Source organism: Rouxiella sp. T17 (assembly GCF_036663475.1).
GTDB lineage: Bacteria > Pseudomonadota > Gammaproteobacteria > Enterobacterales > Enterobacteriaceae > Rouxiella.
On the sequence record NZ_JAWUEA010000028.1, the window covers coordinates 158,682 to 176,520 of the forward strand.

Here is a 17,839-nt window from a genome sequence, read left to right on the forward strand (position 1 = left end):
TGTCATCAACCCTGCTCTGTCGTCCAACCGCCTCCCAACGCCTTGTAAAGCTGCACGATTGAAAGTGAAACCTCAGCGTCACTGACAACCAGCGCCTTCTCGGCATTAAGCAACTCTTTCTGCACCGTCAACACATTAAGAAAATCCGTAGCGCCCCCAACATACTGCTGCTGCGCGGCGTTAAGCGCGAGGCGATCGTTATCGACCATGATTTTCAGCTGATTACGCTGCTGCTGATAGGTATCGTAATCAACCATCGCGTCATCCACCTCATGCCAGGCTTTCAGAACCGTCGATTGGAAATGATTCGCCGCCTCCTGCTGCTGCGCCTTTCGCAAAGCCAACTGTCCACGAAGGCGGCCGCCTTCAAAGATAGGCAAAGTCAGGCTCGGACCGAAACTGAAATAGTGCGCGCCCCAACTGCCTAACTGGCTGAATTGCATCGCCTGTAGTCCGACATCACCCGACAGCGTAAGGCGCGGATAAAAATCTGCCGTGGCGATGCCAATGTCTGCCGTGGCGGCGTGCAGCTTCGCCTCCGCGGCGCGAATATCAGGCCGACGACGCGTTAGCTCCGAAGGCAAACCCACCGGCACTTTAGCAGGCGTCAACGGCAACGCTTTCACCGCTGAAAGCTCGGCGTTAAGCGCGCCCGGCTGCTCGCCCAACAGGAAGCTCAGCGCATTGATCAGCCGCGACTGTTGCTGGTCAAGAATCGGCAATCGAGCCTGAATCAGCGCCACCTGCGCCTGCGCTTCGGCACCTTCGAGGCGCGTTGCTACGCCGTCGCGCATTTTTACTGCGGTCAGTTTGAGACTGTGCTGAGCCAACGCCAGATTTTGCTCGGTGGTGTTTCGCTGCGCCTGCACGCTGCGCAGCTGAATATAGTCGCGCGCCGTTTCCGCCTGAATCGATAGCTGCACGTCGCGGCGCAGCTCGGCGCTGGCTTCAACGCTGGCATTGGCCGACTCCAGCTCGCGTCGCACGCGGCCCCACATATCCAGCTCCCAAGAGACATCAACGCCCGGCTGCCAGACGCTGTAGGCTTTTTTGCCGTCAAGCCCGGAAATATCCTGTAGCCCCTTCTGGCTGTTGCGCGCGCGTTGATAACTGGCCGCGCCCGTCACCGTCGGCGTGCTGTCACCCGAGATAATTTGCCGCGCCGCCTGCGCCTGAAGCAGTCTTGCGCTGGCGGCGCGCAGGTCGAGATTACTCTGCGAAGCACGTTCTATCAGCCGCGTGAGCAGCGGATCGTGAAACAGTGACCACCACTGTGCAGAGATTTCCGTTGCTGCCGTCTGGCTTTCGGCCTTACCTTGCCTCCATGTGGCCGGAGTTTCGCTTTTTGGCGGCGTAAAATTGGGTCCGACCATGCAGCCCGACAGCAGCGAGATGCTGATAACTAAACAGGCCGTTTTCATCGTTTATCCTCTTGCGCCGCGCCGGTATGAATGGTCGCCTCGACCGCCATGCCCACCAGCAGACGCTCGGCCTGCTGCTGACCCGCATCAAGCAGGATTTTCACCGGAATACGCTGCACCACCTTGGTAAAATTGCCGGTCGCGTTATCAGGCGTAATTGCAGAGAAGGTCAGCCCTGTCGCGGGTGCAAAGCTGTCGACCTTGCCGTGCAAAGTGGCCCCACCAAAACTGTCGACTCGCACATCTACCGGCTGGCCCGCGCGCACCTGCTCGAGCTGCGTCTCCTGAAAATTGCCGATTACATAGGCACGATTAAGCGGCACCAGCGCCAGCAGCGGATTACCCGGCGTGACGTAGGCGCCCTCACGCGCCACCCTTTTACCCACCCAGCCGTCAATCGGCGCAACGATTTTGGTATAAGAAAGATTAAGCTCCGCCATCTCCAGCGTGGCCTGCGCTTTGTTTAATTCACCCGCAGCCCGTTCACATTCGGCACGTAAAATTGCCGTTTTCTCGCGCGCGGCTTTTAGCGTTGCGGTATCGCGCGCCACGTTGGCCTGCGCGGTATCAATACGCGAACGCGCTAACTGGGCGTTTTGCTGGCTGCCCGCTCCCTGCGCAGCCAAATCGAGATAACGCGCCAAATCAGCTTTGGCAAAGACAAAATTAGCCTGACTCGCGGCCAATGTGGCGGCCGCCTGCGCAATAATCGACTGCTGCTGGGTCAAGCTGGCCTGCGCGTTAACCACCATCGCCTGCTGAACCTGCACGTCGGCCTGCGCGGCGTTTAATGCGGCGCGCTGGTCGTGGTTATCAATCTCGACCAGCGGCTGCCCCTGATGCACAAACTGATTATCACTTACGCTGACCTTTTCAATCTGGCCCGTAATGCGCGGCGTAACCAGCGTATAATCTGCGCTGACAAAGGCGTCGTTAGTGGTTTGATTCTGGCCGTTGGAGATCAACTTCATGCCGCTCAATACCACCACCATTGCCCCGAGCACTATCGCCGCCAGCAGGCTATTTTTCTTGAATATCTGTTTTGTCATCGTTAAAACCTTTTAGTCATCCCTTATTTATAAAACTAATCACCTGAAAGCTAAGGCCTTGAAAGCTAAGGCCTTGAAAGTTAAGGCCTTGAAAAATACGCCCTTAAAAACTAGGCACCTGCAACCGGACGTGGCGGATAAACGCGCGTCGCCATCAGCGGGATAAAAACGATTAATGCCAACGTCAGTAGCGCCATGATGTGATAAAGGTCCGCCGAGGCCAGCACAAAAGCCTGCGCGCGAATCTGTTCCGCCATCAAGGCCAGCGCGGAACCTGAGCCATCAAACGGTGCGCGATTGCCCCACTGATCGACCAGCACATTCGAATGAAAATGCTCGCGCTGGGTGGTTATGCCTTCGAGCACGCCCGTACCGACCACCGCCGCCATTCCTTTTACCGTGTTAAACCAGGCCGACGCAGAAGGCCCTTCGATGGGCGGCAAGCCATGAGTTGCCAGCAGAAGTAAAGGGATCACCGCCATGGGCTGAGCCAGAATTTGCAACATTTGCAGGCCGTAAAAATTATTGCGGATCCAGTCCGAGGTCATTTCACTGCCGAGATAACAGGTCGCGGCAATCAGCCCCAGCCCGAAGGCCAGCACCCAGCGGCAGTCAATCCGTGGAATATTGCACAGCGCCGACACCAGCGGCAGCGCGACGAGCTGACCGAGCGCCACGTACAACGCCAACGGCGCGGTTTGCAAAGGTCGATAACCCTGAACCTCGGCCAGATAGCCTGCAGGAATGCCCGGCACGGCGACCAGAATCACCAGCACGCCGGCCAGCGTGATGAGCGAGAACGTCAGGTTGCGGCGCGCCAGCTGTTGCACCTTGAAAAAAGGCAGCGGATGAAACCATTCATTGATCATGAACAGCGTCAGGCTGGTTAAACCGAGCAGTAACAGATGGCAGATAAAGGGCGAATCGAGCCAGCCGAGACGCGTGCCCTGTTCAAGAACCACCACCAGCGAGGTAATTGCCGGCAAGCCCAACAAAACGCCGCGCCAATCAAACTGTTTAAAACGTTCCAGTCGAAGCGGATCTTGCGGAATCCCCCACCATACGGCGGTCATCGCCAGCAAGCAGAGCGGAATGATTTGCCAAAATGCCCAGCGCCAGCCGACATATTCGGTCCACAGCGCGGCGAGCGGCAGCCCCAAATTCGGGCCAAAGGTCGCCGTTAACGCGTAGGCACCCAAGCCGTAAAGCTTGATCGAAGGAGGAAGAAAACGCAGCGCGACGCTCATCAGCATGGGCGGCAGACAGCCGCCGAACAGGCCTTGCAAAGTACGCAGCAGATAAAGTGTGGATAGATTTGGCGCAAACGGACACAGAATGCCGAGCAGCATAAAGGCGCTGGTGACGCCGAGTGTAAAGCGTCGCAGCGACAGCGTAGCCGAAAACCATGGCGCAAACGCCATCGCGGCCACCTGCGTGGCTTCGTACAGCGTGGTCAGCCAACTGCCCTCGTCATAACTGATCGACATCGCGCCTCGCACATCTATCATCGCGATATCGGTGACGTGTTCGTTGAGTCCGGCAACCAGAGACGCCAGCAACACGCCGACCAGCCCTGTCATGATGCGCAGCGAAAAGTTCCCGACCGGCGGAATCGCCTTGGGTTGCGCTGTGGTGTGCATTATTTTTCCTCTCCCGTTGATTGAGAGGCTCAGTCTAGGGAGAGTTTAGGAATTCAAAAATTGCTATCTATGCACGCGAGGCGTGCGTTTGGCGCACTGATGCAGAGTTCATGCACGAGACGTCGACACCAGCGATGCGCCGCGTCGCGCTGAAAACGTGGATGCCATGCCTGCACGATGGGAATGCTGTCGACTTCAATGGGCAACGCAAAACTCCGCAAACGGACGCCCATTTTTTGCACGGCGAGCACCACGTGTTCTGGCAGCGGAAGAATCAAATCGGAGTGACCCACAGAGAAGACGCCGGTATGAAAAGTCGGCACGACCAGCGAGATGTGGCGCACCAGCCCCAATTCGGCGAGGCGTTCGTCGATCGGCCCGCGCGCTCGGCCGCGTCGCGACACGCTAATCTGCTCATAGGCGGCAAAACGTTGCGGCGTTATTGGCTGGTCAAAAATCGGATGCCCTTCCCGCGCCAACCCCATAAAACGCGTGGTAAACAGCGTTTGCTGATGAATTTCATCGCCGAGCGGACGCACCGCGCTGATGTATAAATCGACCTTGCCGTCGCGCAGGCAATTTTCGTCGCTGCCGCTTTCAGGGGTAAAACGCAGCCCGACATTGGGCGCTTCCTGCCGCAAGCGGCTGAGCAGGTCGGCTCCAAAGGCGCTGATAAAAACGTCGTTGGCATGCAGGGTGAAGGTGCGCGAAAGCTGCGCCAGGTCGAGATCGTCCTGAGGTTGCAGCAGGCTCACCGCGCTGTTCAACGTAAGCTGCACCTGCTCGCGAAGGGCCAAAGCGCGCGGCGTTGGCACCATTTTCCGCCCGACTTTTATCAAAATCGGATCGCCAAGCTGCTCGCGTATTCGCGCCAGCGTGCGGCTCATGGCGGGCGGGCTTAGGTTCATGCGTCGCGCTGCGCCGACCACGGTTCCCTCTTCCAGCAGTGCGTCCAAGGCAATGATCAGATTTAAATCCGGAAGTTTCATTTTTATCAGTCATTTCAATAGGATTAGATTTTTATAACACGGCTCATCGCCGTCAGCTAGCTGGAATGACGCCCCTTCTGCACCTATTGTTCCCAGGGTGAAACAATGTTGATAAATTTACTTTGATACTTCCCGTTTAGCAAAAATACGGTAGGATGATTTCACTGGTTCGGCAACACCGAACATACTTAATCACTTGCTTTGGAAGGGTCAAAAATGTCTAGCAAAAAAATTCAATGGAATGGTGCGTTACAGCCGGAAGCAGTTGAAATCCTGTCTAACGAAGGCGGAATGATCGTTTGCCCAACCAAAGTGGGTTACATCATCATGACCTCCGACGCAAAAGGTCTGGATCGTAAATTCGAAGCCAAAGAGCGTAACCGCAACAAGCCGGGCGTTGTGCTGTGCGGCTCGCTGGAGCAGCTGAAATCACTGGCTCAGCTGAATCCGGAAATCGAAGCGCTGTATCAGCAACACTGGGACAAAGACATTTTGCTGGGCTGCATCCTGCCATGGAAAGAAGACGCCAAGGCGCGTATTCCTGATGACGGCTCTAAAACCATGATGATGGACAAGCGCGACACCAGCTGCTTCGTGATCAAATTCGGCAAGCCGGGCGAAATTCTGGCTAAAGAGCTGTGGGAAAACCACGGTAAATTCTCCTTCGCCAGCTCTGCCAATCCATCAGGCAAAGGCAACCGCGGCAAAGTTGAAGGTATCGGCGAGCGTATCGAATCTCACGCTGACCTGATTATCGAAGCTAACGAATATGTAACTTCTATTCAGCCAAACGAAACCGAAAAGACGCGCTACGAGCAGGGCGTGATGGTGTCGATGGTTGACGAAAACGGCACGCTGGTGCCTGAGCAAAATGGTCAACGCAGCGTGACGCCTTGCCCAATCCTGATCCGTAAAGGTCTGGATGTTGACAAGATTATGTCCATCATGTCAGACATCTTCCTGACTTGGGATTACCGTCAGGGTAACTACTATTAATTTATCAAAGTAATCACTACTAAGTTTCAAGAACGAGTATTGCGTTCTTAATGTATTGAAAGTTGATAGATTAAATTGAAAACGGGCGTCCAAGGGTGCCCGTTTTGCTGTTTATTCTCATAAGAAGTTATTAACGAAAATAGGTCTGACGAAGTTTACGTTCCAGATCGTCAACAAACAGCCGCACGCGCGCCGAGAGCATATTCTCCGATTTAAACAGCACCCACGAATGATAGGTGTCCATCTTCCAGTCAGGCAGCAGCTGCACCAGCTTGCCCTCTTTCACCGATTCCTGCGCAATATAATCCGGCAGATAAGCAATACCGCCGCCCGCGATTGCCGAGCTCATCAACGCTACGCTGTTATTGACCCGAAAACGGCTGCGCACGTCGATGTCGAGCTTCTGCTTGTCTTTATAAAATGGCAGCGAAATGGTGTGCGCCGGACCGCGAAACAGAATGTAGTCGTGACGCGGCAAATCTTCCGGATGATCTATTTTAGCCAGCCGCGCGACATAGTTCGGCGCGGCGTAAAGCCCCCAGGTGATCGGAATCAGCGGCTTTAGCTGTGTGGTGTCGGGCTTGTCTCGAGTAATGACGATGGCCAAATCGTAAAGCTCGTCGGCCATATTGACCGGACGATCGGTTAAATCGAGATCGACGTTGACGTGAATATTGTTATTAATGAAGTGATTAAGTACCGGCACGACACACTGGCAGCCAAAGGTGACCGGCGCGGTAAGCCGCAGATTGCCTATCGGCTCTTCGTGAAAATGACGAATAAAGTGCTCGGCGCCTTTGATTTCATTGAGAATGCGATTGCAGAATTGGTAATAGCGCAGGCCGACGTCGGTCACCGCAATTTTACGCGTGGTGCGGGTCAGCAGCTGCGCGCCGAGTCTGACTTCAAGGCTGGCAATCTCACGGCTCACCGACGATTTCGACATCCGCAGCGTATTCGCGGCTTCGGTAAAGCTCAGGGTTTCAACCACGCGGGCAAACACCACCATCGCGGTGAGATTTTCAATATTATCCATAAGTCTGCTTATTTACATCCCACAGTTTCATGACTTGCGTGATACCGGCTTCAATGGCATCAAGAGTGACACCGTCACGCACCAATGTCGATATTCCCAGTAAAAAACTGTCAAAGAGCGCGGTAAGCCCTGCAATATCTGTAGAGGAGAGTAATTCACCGTCTTCAATTGCGCGTGTTATACAGGCTTTAAGCCCCTGCCGATTATGATTGCGAGAATCTTCAAACACTTTCATAACCTGCTGATTTTCCTGCGAGCAGGCTGACATTACGCCCAGTGCTACCATGCAACCCGGTGGATGGGTCTGCTCACATTGCATGCGTGCTGACTGCCGCAAAGTGCGTTCGACAGCTTCACGCGCAGACAACGTTTTATCCCAGAGTGGTTCGGTAACTCGACCATGTGAATTCATATAGCAACTCACGGTTTCTTTGAATAAAGCTTCTTTTGAGCCGAAAGCTGCATAAAAACTCGGTGCCGTAATGCCCTGACCAATGGCAGCTTTAAGCTGTGTCAGAGAAGTAGATTCATAGCCATTTTGCCAGAAGAGGTGCATTGCCTGCTGCACGGCAAGATTACGGTCAAACTGCCTTGGGCGTCCGGTTCTCATTTTTTTATACTCCTGCGGCAAATCATGACTTATATACTAAGTGATATATAAATCATTGACAATACCTGCCTGCCATGACAAAACTTATATACTGATCGTTACATAAGTGAAAAAACAATGGCCCGTATTCCCCGCTTTTCATCATCACCCGACGCTCCTTCGCAATCATTACCGATAATGCCACTCCTGGCTTTTGCAATGACCGGATTCATCTGCATTATGACCGAAACCATTCCGGCTGGTTTGCTGCCGCAAATTGGTGCCGGTCTGAACGTTTCAATTTCATACGCAGGACAGCTCATTTCTGCCTACGCGGCGGGGTCGCTTGTCGCCGCCATTCCCCTGACGGTGCTAACTCGGCGCTGGCCGCGTCGTCACGTTATCCTCCTGACAGTCTTGGGTTTTCTGATATTTAACAGCCTTACTGCGCTTTCCGGAAACTACTCCTTTACCCTGTTTGTGCGCTTTATGGCCGGCGCGTCTGCCGGACTTGCCTGGAGTTTACTGGCGGGGTATGCCAGACGATTGGTTGTGCCCTCACTTCAGGGTCGGGCAATGGCCATTGCGATGGTGGGCACGCCTATTGCGCTGTCGCTTGGCGTTCCGCTCGGGACATGGATGGGTGATTTATTGGGATGGCGTCTCACTTTTGGGGTGATGTCGGTGCTTTCACTGATACTAATGGCGTGGATTTTGCTCTCAGTGCCGAATTTCCCCGGAGAGTCTGAAAAATCATCATTATCCGTCAAAAAAGTGCTGTTAATGCCCGGTGTGCGTTCGGTATTGGCCGTGGTGATGGTTTGGATGCTGGCTCATAACATTCTTTACACCTACATCTCTCCTTTTGTCGCGCAGGCTGGACTCAGTGCGCGAGTTGACCTCGTGCTGCTTACTTTTGGTGTTGCCGCGTTGGTTGGCATTTTTATTACTGGACGATTCGTTGAACGTTTTCTACGCCGTAGCGTGCTGTTGAGTTTAGGCGTATTTGCTTTAACGGCGCTGGCATTTGCCCTCGCATCGACTTCACCTGTGGTTATTTTCTGCGGCGTGGCGATATGGGGAGTCACCTTTGGTGGTGCGGCAACGCTGCTGCAAACGGCGCTTGCCGATGCTGCCGGGAATGGCGTTGATATCGCTCTTTCTTTAAACGTTGTGATTTGGAATTCGGCGATTGCACTTGGCGGCATGGTGGGCGGCCTGATCCTGAGTCATTCAGGCGCGCAATCTTTCTCATGGGTCGTAATGGTGCTCGCTCTACTCGGCTATCTGATTGCATCGCGCGCCCGAAAGCATGGCTTCCCGTCAGGCGAAAGAAAACACGGATCGGCCGCAGCGTAACAATCCTGAACTGCTTTCCGCCTTAATCTAAAAGTATGGCCTTCCTGTTTATTTACCTAGGTAAGGAGCAGGAAGGCCTTCAGCACTAACCCGAAACCGGCGTCAACAAAGGTTCCGTGCGATAACGGGTGGCAAACAGCTGTTTTAACTGACCAATTTTCGGCATGTCATTAATAGCGATATACGGCGCGTCGGGGTTTTCGACCAGATAATTCTGGTGATAACTTTCGGCAGGGTAAAAATGATTTTGCGCTTCCACCTTGGTCACCAGCGGTTCATCGAAGGCTTTACTGGCATCAAGCTGTTTGATGTAAGCCTGCGCGACCCGTTTTTGAGAATCAGTCAATGGAAAGAGTGCCGAACGGTATTGAGTGCCGGAATCGGGGCCCTGCCTGTTTAGCTCGGTCGGATTGTGGGCGACAGAAAAGAAAACCTGCAACAGCGCGCCGTAACTGACTTGTGTTGGGTCAAACGTGACCTGCACCGATTCGGCGTGGCCCGTATCACCGGAGCTGACTATTTCGTAATGTGCATCATCAGCCGCGCCGCCCGTGTAACCAGCAACCACTTTGGTCACCCCTTTCACATGCTGAAACACGCCCGCTACGCCCCAAAAACAGCCGCCCGCGAAAAGCGCGGTTTCTGAATGCGAGGTGCCAGGCGTTTCATCTTGTTGAGGGGCCGGAATTGAGACAGCCGGTTCAGCGCCGCCAAACGAATAGGCAATGCTGCACCACAGTAACGCAGTAATGGCAATCAACGCGCCCCAAGGGCCGGAGCGGCGTAAGGCTGAGAATCTTTTCTGAGTGGCTTGCATAATGTACCTCGCGGGGAAGTCGCCGGATAATTCGACCGCACTGGCGGCCCTGTTTCCTCGGCAGATACATCAAAGATGGCAGCTAAATCGGGTTAATACGATGACCCGATCATGACAATTTTGTCATGATCGGTTTAAGAGCAGCGGGCACGAAATTACCCGCGCCGCTTCCGAGGATCAAGCTAAATCAATCCATTGAATAGCCGGGCTTTTTCACCAGCTTATCGAGGTTGGCCTTGATGATGGGATCGTAAACTTCGCCCTTCCAGTCATCTTTTGGAATTTCATTCAGGCGGATGGAAACCGAATCATCGGTGCTGCCGAAATGCTTTTTCAGCACGCCAACGATGTCTTCTGAAATCGCGTTCTGCTGCTCTTCGGTCAGGTTACGAGTAATAAACTTCAAATCAACGTGTGGCATGACTATTCTCCGAGTAAGGGGTTATCCCCATAAAGTTATTGAATATCCTACAGGGATAACGCAGAAAAAAACGATCACTCTGTGCGAGAGCGACGTCTTATTTCATTGCTCTTAATTTAGCGAGTGACAGGCCGCCGCGATGCGTTTACCGGCTTCGTCGACGGTCGCCAAATCGGTGGCAATCGACAGGCGGAAGTACGGCGAGAGGCCAAAGGCGCTGCCCGCAACGCCTGAGACGCCGCTTTCCAGCATAAAGTCGACTACGTCTTGTTCCGACGTTATCAGCTTGCCATCGGCGCGTTGACGGCCAATCAGCCCTTCGCAATTGATAAATACGAAGAACGCGCCTTCCGGACGCAATAGACGTAAACCTTCAACCTGTTGCAATCTATCGACCAACACGTCACGACGCGCCTGATACGCCGCTACCTGAGGTTTGATGAACTCGAGGCCGCCATCAAAAGCGGCAACCGCCGCCGCCTGACTTACCGATGATGCGCCCGAGCTGTTTTGCGACTGCACCACCGCCATCGCCTGCGTCAACACTTTCGGCCCTGCGCCGTAGCCAATTCGCCAGCCGGTCATGGCGTAAGTTTTTGACACCCCGCCGACCAGCAGCGTTCTTTCACGCAAATCATCGGCAATATTCAGCAGGCTGAGATGCTCGCGCCCGTCGAACAGCACGTGCTCGTAAAGCTCGTCGAGCAATATCAACACCTGCGGATGACGACGCAGCACCTCGGCCAATGCCGCAAGCTCGCTGGCGTTATACACCGCGCCGCTCGGATTGCCGGGATTATTGAGAATCAGCCAGCGCGTTTTGGCGGTAATCGCCTGCTCCAGCTGGCTCGGCGTCAGTTTATATTGCTGATCGAGAGTGCAATTCAGGAATATTGGCGTGCCGCCGTTAAAACGCACGCTGTCGGGAAAGGTCGGCCAGTAAGGCACCGGCACCAATACTTCATCGCCGTCGTTCAACGTGGCGGCAAAAGCATTGAAAATAATCTGCTTGGCACCGTTGGCAATCACGATATTTTCAGCGTCAAACGCTAAACCATTTTCGCGCTGAAGCTTGCGCTGCACCGCCTGACGCAGCGGCTTAATGCCAGGCGTTGGCGTGTATTTGGTTTCACCGCGTTCAATGGCGGCATAGGCCGCCTGTTTGATGTGCTCCGGCGTGTCGAAATCCGGCTCGCCCGTGGTGAGATCGACAATGTCGACGCCCGCCTCTTTCAGGCTGTTGGTCAGCTGTTTGGCCGCCGCGTTGGGCGACATGGCAACTCGCTGCACGCGATCCGACAACTGAATAGTGCTTTTTGAAACGCTCATGTTCTCTTTGTCCGTTTTGTCCGTTTTATCCGTCTTGTTTATCAATACGGTTCCGACGCTAGGATTTGCGTGTAAAAAAAAGCCTTAAACCAACGGCAGGCCGAGGTTCTCGCGAAGCGTAGTGAATTCGTAGCTTTCGCGGAACAGGCCGCGCTTTCTCAGTTCTGGGATCACCAGCTCGACAAACAGATCCAGCTGTTCCGGAATAATCGCCGGCATGATGTTGAACCCGTCCGCGCCCTGCTGCTCGTGCCACTGTTGCAGGTCGTCGACGATATCTTCGGCGGTGCCGACAATCACCCGGTGTCCACGTGAACCCGCAGCAATTGCCGCCAGCTCGCGCAGAGTCAGATTTTCGCGCTCGGCCAAATCGGTTAGCAGCTTGACGCGGCTCTGATTGCCCTGCACCGCAGGAATTTCCGGTACCGGACCGTCGAGCGGGAATTGGCTCATGTCGAGATCAAAACGGGCAGAAAGCTGCTTGATGCCGTTATCGATATCCACCAGCAAATTCAGCTGACGCCACGTCTCTTTCGCTTCTTCACGCGTGCGGCCCACGATTGGCATCACGCCCGGCAGGATAAGCAGGCTGTCCGGATGACGACCGGCTTCCACAACCTGCTGTTTTTGCGAACGATAAAACGCCTGACCCTCTTCCAGACTCGCCGACGCGGTAAACACGACTTCCGCTGTCGCGGCCGCCAGCTTTTGTCCGTCGGCTGAGGAACCCGCCTCGATAATGACCGGCTTGCCCTGCGGCGAACGGGTGATGTTCAGCGGGCCCTGCACCTGATAGTGCTCACCACGGTGATCGATGGCGTTGATTTTGCCGTCGACGAAATATTGCCCGCTCTCTTTATCGGCTATCACCGCGCCTTCCTGCCAGCCTTCCCACAGTTTATTGGTGACCTCGAGGAATTCGGTGGCTTTGGCGTAGCGATCGGCGTGGCCCGGCATATCTTCTTTACTGAAGTTACGTGCGACATCGTTGGAATAAGAGGTCACGACGTTCCACGCGGCGCGGCCACGGCTGATGTGATCGAGCGAAGAGAAGCTGCGCGCCAGCGTAAACGGATCGCTGAAGGTGGTCGACGCGGTGGCGGCCAGACCAATGTATTTAGTGTTTACCGCGACGGCAGAAAGCAGCGTCAGCGGCTCGAGGCGCGCCATGGTTGACGGCAAACGGTGGACGTTAGTTGCCAGCGCGTCGCCGACGAAGAACATGTCGAACATGCCTTCTTCGGCCTTTTTGGCGATGCTGATCAGCCAGTCGATGTCCGTTGGCGAGCCGAGACGCTGGGTTAAACGCCAGCCGCTCACGTGGTGGCCAAGAGGTTGCACAAACAGGCCGAGGCGCATTTGACGAGAAGGAGTTGAGGACCTGGTCATGGTAATCCTTAAGCTAAGTCGAAATGTGAACTATTAGTCACTATAAAATTATTATAAAGCGTAGCGGCGATGATGCCTTCTGTCGTGCATACCGCCGTTGGGTCAGGCAAATTGGTAAATTTTCGTGATAAACGCCATTAATACGGGCGATCGGTGGCTTGTAGAGCCTGCAAAATGGTGCTCGCCGACAGCGTAAACGGCAGGCGCGCCTTGTTTTGATCCGAGAACTTCACCTCTTGCGCCATCGCCTGCATCGTCTCTTCGCGATTGCCGAAGGTGTCTGGCAGTTGCAACGGCGCGTCGAACTGTTTGAGCAGCGCGAGCAGCGTGGCGTCAGGTTCGCCGCCGTTATTTTCCAGAATCGATTGCAGCAGCAGCCCAAACCCTACCTTCTCGCCGTGCAGCCAATCGTGCAGCTCCGGCTGATGAGTCATGCGATTGTGCAGCGCATGCGCCACGCCCGGTGCCGGAAAATCATCGCGCATGCTGTTCGCCATACCCGCAACGGCGATGTTGGCATCAATCACTTTAATCAGCGCGGTGCTGACTTTCTGCTGCTGGTTGTCGGCGATCGCCTGCTGACCAAACTCGATAAAAGTATCGACGGCAAAGCGCGCGGCCTGCACCTTGAGATTCAGCGCCAGATTGTCGCCGTTTTGCTGCTGATAAGGACGGAATTCATACCATTTTGCCAGCGCGTCGACGATCCCCGCCTTCAGGAATCGCACGTCGCTGCGGGCAATAATTTCGCTGTCGACCAGCACTAGCGCGGGCATTTTGGTCAACGGCTGGCTGCTTTCATGGCCGCCTGCCGCATTATAAATGATGGTAATGGGCGACCAGGCCGCGCAGGTTGCCGCGACGGTCGGAAACGTAACAATCGCCACGCCTTCGAGCCGATTACCCACGCCTTTTGCGGTGTCCAGCACGCGCCCGCCGCCAATGCCTAGCACCAGCGATGCGCCGCTGGCTTTTACCGTCGCGGTGTGTTCAGTAATCGCCTCCTGCGTACATTCGCCCGCCAGAAAATCGACGCTGAATGCCACTCCGTGCTGTTTTAAACTCTCTTCCAGCTCGGGATTAACCGCTTTCCATGCGCTTATAGTAGTGATAATCGCGATCTGTTTTGACAGCGGGGCAATATATTCCCCTGCGTTGGCGCGAATACCTGGCTGATGGTGATAAGTCTGAGGAGATTTAATAGCAAGCACGTCGATAACCTGTTCATTTATTATTGAAAGGCCAAGCGCTAAATGCCGGGCTCTAAATGATAAAACCTGCCGTATCTCTTTGATAATCAGCACGTTTCGCTAGGGTCGCAGTAAAAGGATAACCTACGCTTTATGACATTGATTCTGTTAGGAAATATGCTACGAGAATTTTGAAAATAAGCAATAACCGAGTGTGGGATTGCTATTCCATAATTCGCAATAACTTATGCGTTTTTTAGATAAGTAAATAACAAAGCTTGCTATGAATAACGGCATAAAGAAAAGATAATGAGAAAAACCCATAAAAAGCCTTGGCCTTTTCACTGCGTAAACCGAGATATCTCATGCATTCCTCATCGATAAATAGCGAGTTTGTTAATACCGACGTTGTAGATAAAGAGTTCAGGCAGTTAACGCCACAGGATAATCACGCTTATCTCGAGCTGATGCTGGCTGCCTACGCGCCGATTCGCGAGTTGGGTATTCATTTCGATGCAGCGACCGCCGACTTGGCCCGCGTGACCCGCCACCTTTCGGAACACGGCGTTTATGCGCTGTTTGTCGACCAGAAAATGGTGGCATCGTTAACGCTGCGTTATCCGTGGGGCCCGTTGCCCGGTCCGTTTGGCCTGCCGCACATCGGCTGGTTTGGCGCGCACCCTGATTACAGCGGCCACGGCTGGGGCAAACAGCTTCAGGATTGGGTCGAGCAGGAGATTCTGATTAAGCAGCTCAGGTCGCCCGCCGTTTCGCTGGGCACGGCCACCAGCCATCCGTGGTTGAAAGAGATGTATCAAAAGCGCGGCTTTGAGCCAATGCATGAAAAAGATCTCGGCAAGGGCCACATCACCCTTTATATGAAAAAAATTCTCGACCCTTCAGCCCATCAACAGTGGCTGGCACGTCAAGCTAATCATTAGTCATCAAAAAAGGGTCATCATTAAAAGTCATCAATCAACAGCAAACTGCGTGCTGACACTGAAACCCTTTAGCCACTATTTTCTCAACCACAATTTTTTCTTAGACACTATTTTTTCTGCGCTTTGCAGGTCTGAACCAAGGAACCTAATTAATGAAGATTCTTCCAGAACATCAGGATATTGCTCAGTTCATTCAAGCGTTTCGCCTTGAGCTGCACCGTTTTCCGGAGTTGTCGAATCAGGAATTCGAGACCACGGCGCGGATTAAAGCCGTGCTGGAGAAGCATCAGATTCGCGTGCTCGACCTGCCATTAGCGACCGGTTTGGTTGCAGAATTGGGCGATGCCAACGCAGAGCCGCTGGTGGTGCTGCGTTCTGATATCGACGCCCTGCCGATCGACGAGCAGTCGGGCGTCGATTATGTGTCGCAAAATCCGGGCGTGATGCACGCCTGCGGGCACGATTTTCACGCCTCTGCGGCGCTTGGCGCGGCGATTCTGCTGAAGCAAAAAGAGAGCCAGCTCAAGGGCCGCGTGCGAATTCTGTTCCAGGCGGCCGAAGAGACTGGCCAAGGCGCGCCCGCGCTGCTAGCGACCGGCGCGCTGGACGACGCGGCGGTTATCTTTGGCATTCACAACGACCCTACGCTGCCCGTTGGCCAGCTGGGTAGTAAAGCCGGAGCGCTAACCGCTGGCGTCGATCGTTTCGACATCACGATTACCGGCATCGGCAGCCACGCCGCGCGCCCGCACGACGGTAATGACCCCATCATTATTTTGGGTCAGGTGATTGGCGCGGTGCAAACGCTGATGAGCCGCAACGTGCCGTCCGACCACAACGCCGTGGTCTCGATAACGCAGGTTCACAGCGGCTCGACGTGGAACGTTATTCCTGAAGCCGCATGGCTGGAAGGCACCGTGCGCAGCTTTAATCAGGAGACTCGCGAGCTGATTGAACGCCGTCTGCGCCAGCTGCTGCAAGGCATTGCCGCCGCCTTCGACGCTAAAATCGAGCTGAATTGGCAGCCGGGTCCGCCGTCGGTAGTCAACGACGCCGAATGGGTCGATTTCGCGCTGGAACAAGCCCCGGCAGCGGGCTTTGAGCCACTGACCGTCGCCGCCAGCCCGATTGGCGAAGACTTCGCGTTCTACCAGCAAAAAATTCCGGGCGCATTCATCATGATCGGCTCTGGCGGCCCTTACGCCCTGCACCATCCGGCGTTTCGCGTCGACGATCGCGCGCTGTTCCCAACCGCCGATTACCTGCAACGCCTAGCGGTAAACGCGCTCGAGAAACTGCAATGAGTCAGCCACGCGAGCAGCTTGCCGACCTTATTGTCCATTCAACGCCGTCTGCCGAGGCGCGGGAAAAAGCCCGTGCGGGCGTGCTCGATTACGTTTCCGTGGCGCTGCCCATTGTCTTGGGCGAGATTGAAGATAAACCGTTGCGCAGCCTGCTGGCGGTTTTTTCACAGCAGCAAAACGCTCAGAGTTGGGCATTATTGTTGGGTTATGCCGGACACACGCTGGATTTCGACGATTTTCACCAGCAATTTCACGGGCATCCGTCGGCGGTGATTTTGCCCGCGCTGTTTGCTCTGGCGCGTGATTGTTCAGTTCATCAGGGTCACTCACTCAACGGCGAACATTTTCTCGATGCCTACGTGATTGGCGTTGAAGTCGCCGGTCGACTTGGCTTAGCCGCCGGAGCTCAGCACTATCAGGCCGGTTTCCACAATACCGCCACATTAGGCACTATTGCCGCCGCTGCGGCAGCCGCGCGATTTATCCAAGCTGACGTCGCGCAAACCGCAGTGATTCTGGGCATCGCCGCCACGCGGGCCAGCGGACTGCGCGCGCAGTTTGGATCTTCGGTAAAACCGCTGCACGCCGGTTATGCCGCCGAAACGGCCGTGGTAGCCACTCAACTCGCCCTTGCCGGATTCGACGGCAAAAATGCCCATGTTATTGAGGCATTTTTATCGAGTCACGGCGGCGGCAAGCAGCAGCCTGAAAAATTAACCGCTTATTGGGCGCAGCCTTGGCGAATTATCACGCCGGGTCTTGAGTTCAAGCCATACCCGACCTGCGCGGGAACTCACAGCGCCGCCGATGCCGCTTTTGAGCTTCGCGCGCGTTGGCTCGCCGACAGTGGTAAGCCACTGAATCAACTAGCAGAAGATATCAGCCGTATCGTGGTTGCCTTCCCCTCGGGCGGCGATATTGCCGCGTCGGTGCGCAATCCAGCGACCGGAATCGAAGCGCGTTTTAGCCTGGAATATGTCATTGCCGCCGTGCTGCTTCACAATCGTTTAAGTCTCGAAGACTTTGATGAACGGCCGGTTAATAATGAAATTATGAGCTTGGCACGCAAAGTGATTCGCCAGCCTGATGAAACCGCGCCCCGCGATGAAATCGATCCGACTCAACGCTTTCATGAGGTGACGTTGTCACGCGAAAACGGCGAAGTTTGGGTGTCGCGAGTTACGCGCAAGCAAAGCGTGGCAAAAGGTGTCGATCAGTCGTTAAAACTGCAAAGTTGTCTGTCGAAAAGCTCGGCGGCGGAATGGGCAGAAATTGAGGCTCTGTGTCAGTTGGCAACGCCTGCCGCCCTGCCTGAATTGGCAAAGCGGCTGACGTCGTTTAAAACACTCTAAGACTTCCAGTATCGATA

16 protein-coding genes are annotated in these 17,839 nt (G+C 54.6%); 5 read left to right on the forward strand and 11 right to left on the reverse strand.

Annotated features, from left to right (window positions below):
* Positions 1–5: 5 nt before the first annotated feature.
* The 4 genes from SC206_RS09780 to SC206_RS09795 all read right to left on the reverse strand — a co-directional run bounded on the left by SC206_RS09780 (position 6) and on the right by SC206_RS09795 (position 5,099).
* Entirely contained in the window at positions 6–1,421 is a 1,416-nt protein-coding gene (locus SC206_RS09780) for an efflux transporter outer membrane subunit (protein ID WP_332736625.1), read from the reverse strand.
* Entirely contained in the window at positions 1,418–2,470 is a 1,053-nt protein-coding gene (locus SC206_RS09785; protein ID WP_332736627.1) for an HlyD family secretion protein, read from the reverse strand. Before SC206_RS09785 ends, SC206_RS09780 begins: the two co-directional genes overlap by 4 nt.
* 110 nt (positions 2,471–2,580) lie before the next feature.
* The gene (locus tag SC206_RS09790; protein ID WP_332736629.1) at positions 2,581–4,110 is read right to left on the reverse strand and encodes an MFS transporter; all 1,530 of its coding nucleotides are present in this window, start codon (positions 4,108–4,110) and stop codon (positions 2,581–2,583) included.
* Between the two features lie 53 nt (positions 4,111–4,163).
* Positions 4,164–5,099: a LysR family transcriptional regulator gene (locus SC206_RS09795; RefSeq protein WP_332736631.1), complete on the reverse strand. Its 936-nt coding sequence runs from the start codon at positions 5,097–5,099 to the stop codon at positions 4,164–4,166.
* Positions 5,100–5,315: 216 nt separating this feature from the next.
* Between SC206_RS09795 and SC206_RS09800 the strand changes: the two genes are divergently transcribed.
* Positions 5,316–6,095, forward strand: coding sequence for an L-threonylcarbamoyladenylate synthase (locus SC206_RS09800; RefSeq protein WP_332736633.1), 780 nt, complete (start codon positions 5,316–5,318; stop codon positions 6,093–6,095).
* A 130-nt stretch (positions 6,096–6,225) separates the two neighbouring features.
* On the opposite strand, the gene SC206_RS09805 is transcribed toward SC206_RS09800, so the two are convergent.
* A complete protein-coding gene (locus tag SC206_RS09805; RefSeq protein ID WP_332736636.1) occupies positions 6,226–7,131 on the reverse strand; it encodes a LysR family transcriptional regulator in 906 nt (301 codons plus the stop codon).
* Positions 7,124–7,741, reverse strand: a complete 618-nt coding sequence (locus SC206_RS09810; protein ID WP_332736638.1) for a TetR/AcrR family transcriptional regulator — start codon at positions 7,739–7,741, stop codon at positions 7,124–7,126. The genes SC206_RS09805 and SC206_RS09810 overlap by 8 nt, the downstream gene beginning before the upstream one ends.
* A gap of 198 nt (positions 7,742–7,939) precedes the next feature.
* Between SC206_RS09810 and SC206_RS09815 the strand changes: the two genes are divergently transcribed.
* Positions 7,940–9,079: an MFS transporter gene (locus SC206_RS09815; protein ID WP_332736640.1), complete on the forward strand. Its 1,140-nt coding sequence runs from the start codon at positions 7,940–7,942 to the stop codon at positions 9,077–9,079.
* 85 nt (positions 9,080–9,164) lie between these two features.
* Here the strand turns inward: SC206_RS09815 and msrA are convergent, their stop codons facing one another.
* From msrA to SC206_RS09840, 5 genes are all read right to left on the reverse strand, one after another.
* Complete coding sequence (msrA, locus tag SC206_RS09820) at positions 9,165–9,896, reverse strand: peptide-methionine (S)-S-oxide reductase MsrA (RefSeq protein WP_332736642.1); 732 nt, start codon at positions 9,894–9,896, stop codon at positions 9,165–9,167.
* A 187-nt stretch (positions 9,897–10,083) separates the two neighbouring features.
* Complete coding sequence (gene pptA, locus SC206_RS09825) at positions 10,084–10,317, reverse strand: tautomerase PptA (RefSeq protein ID WP_332736644.1); 234 nt, start codon at positions 10,315–10,317, stop codon at positions 10,084–10,086.
* A gap of 111 nt (positions 10,318–10,428) precedes the next feature.
* Positions 10,429–11,646, reverse strand: a complete 1,218-nt coding sequence (locus tag SC206_RS09830; protein ID WP_332736646.1) for an aminotransferase class I/II-fold pyridoxal phosphate-dependent enzyme — start codon at positions 11,644–11,646, stop codon at positions 10,429–10,431.
* Positions 11,647–11,730: 84 nt separating this feature from the next.
* Positions 11,731–13,035 (reverse strand): LLM class flavin-dependent oxidoreductase, encoded by a 1,305-nt coding sequence (locus tag SC206_RS09835; RefSeq protein ID WP_332736648.1) that lies wholly within the window; start codon positions 13,033–13,035, stop codon positions 11,731–11,733.
* Positions 13,036–13,172: 137 nt separating this feature from the next.
* Positions 13,173–14,246, reverse strand: a complete 1,074-nt coding sequence (locus SC206_RS09840; RefSeq protein ID WP_332736650.1) for an iron-containing alcohol dehydrogenase family protein — start codon at positions 14,244–14,246, stop codon at positions 13,173–13,175.
* 344 nt (positions 14,247–14,590) lie between these two features.
* On the opposite strand from SC206_RS09840, the gene SC206_RS09845 reads away from it, so the two are divergent.
* The 3 genes from SC206_RS09845 (at position 14,591) to SC206_RS09855 (ending at position 17,822) form a co-directional block, all read left to right on the forward strand.
* Positions 14,591–15,166 (forward strand): GNAT family N-acetyltransferase, encoded by a 576-nt coding sequence (locus SC206_RS09845; RefSeq protein WP_332736651.1) that lies wholly within the window; start codon positions 14,591–14,593, stop codon positions 15,164–15,166.
* Between the two features lie 152 nt (positions 15,167–15,318).
* Positions 15,319–16,470, forward strand: coding sequence for an amidohydrolase (locus tag SC206_RS09850; RefSeq protein ID WP_332736653.1), 1,152 nt, complete (start codon positions 15,319–15,321; stop codon positions 16,468–16,470).
* On the forward strand, positions 16,467–17,822 hold the full coding sequence (locus tag SC206_RS09855; protein ID WP_332736656.1) for an MmgE/PrpD family protein: 1,356 nt from the start codon (positions 16,467–16,469) through the stop codon (positions 17,820–17,822). The genes SC206_RS09850 and SC206_RS09855 overlap by 4 nt, the downstream gene beginning before the upstream one ends.
* Positions 17,823–17,839: the final 17 nt, after the last annotated feature.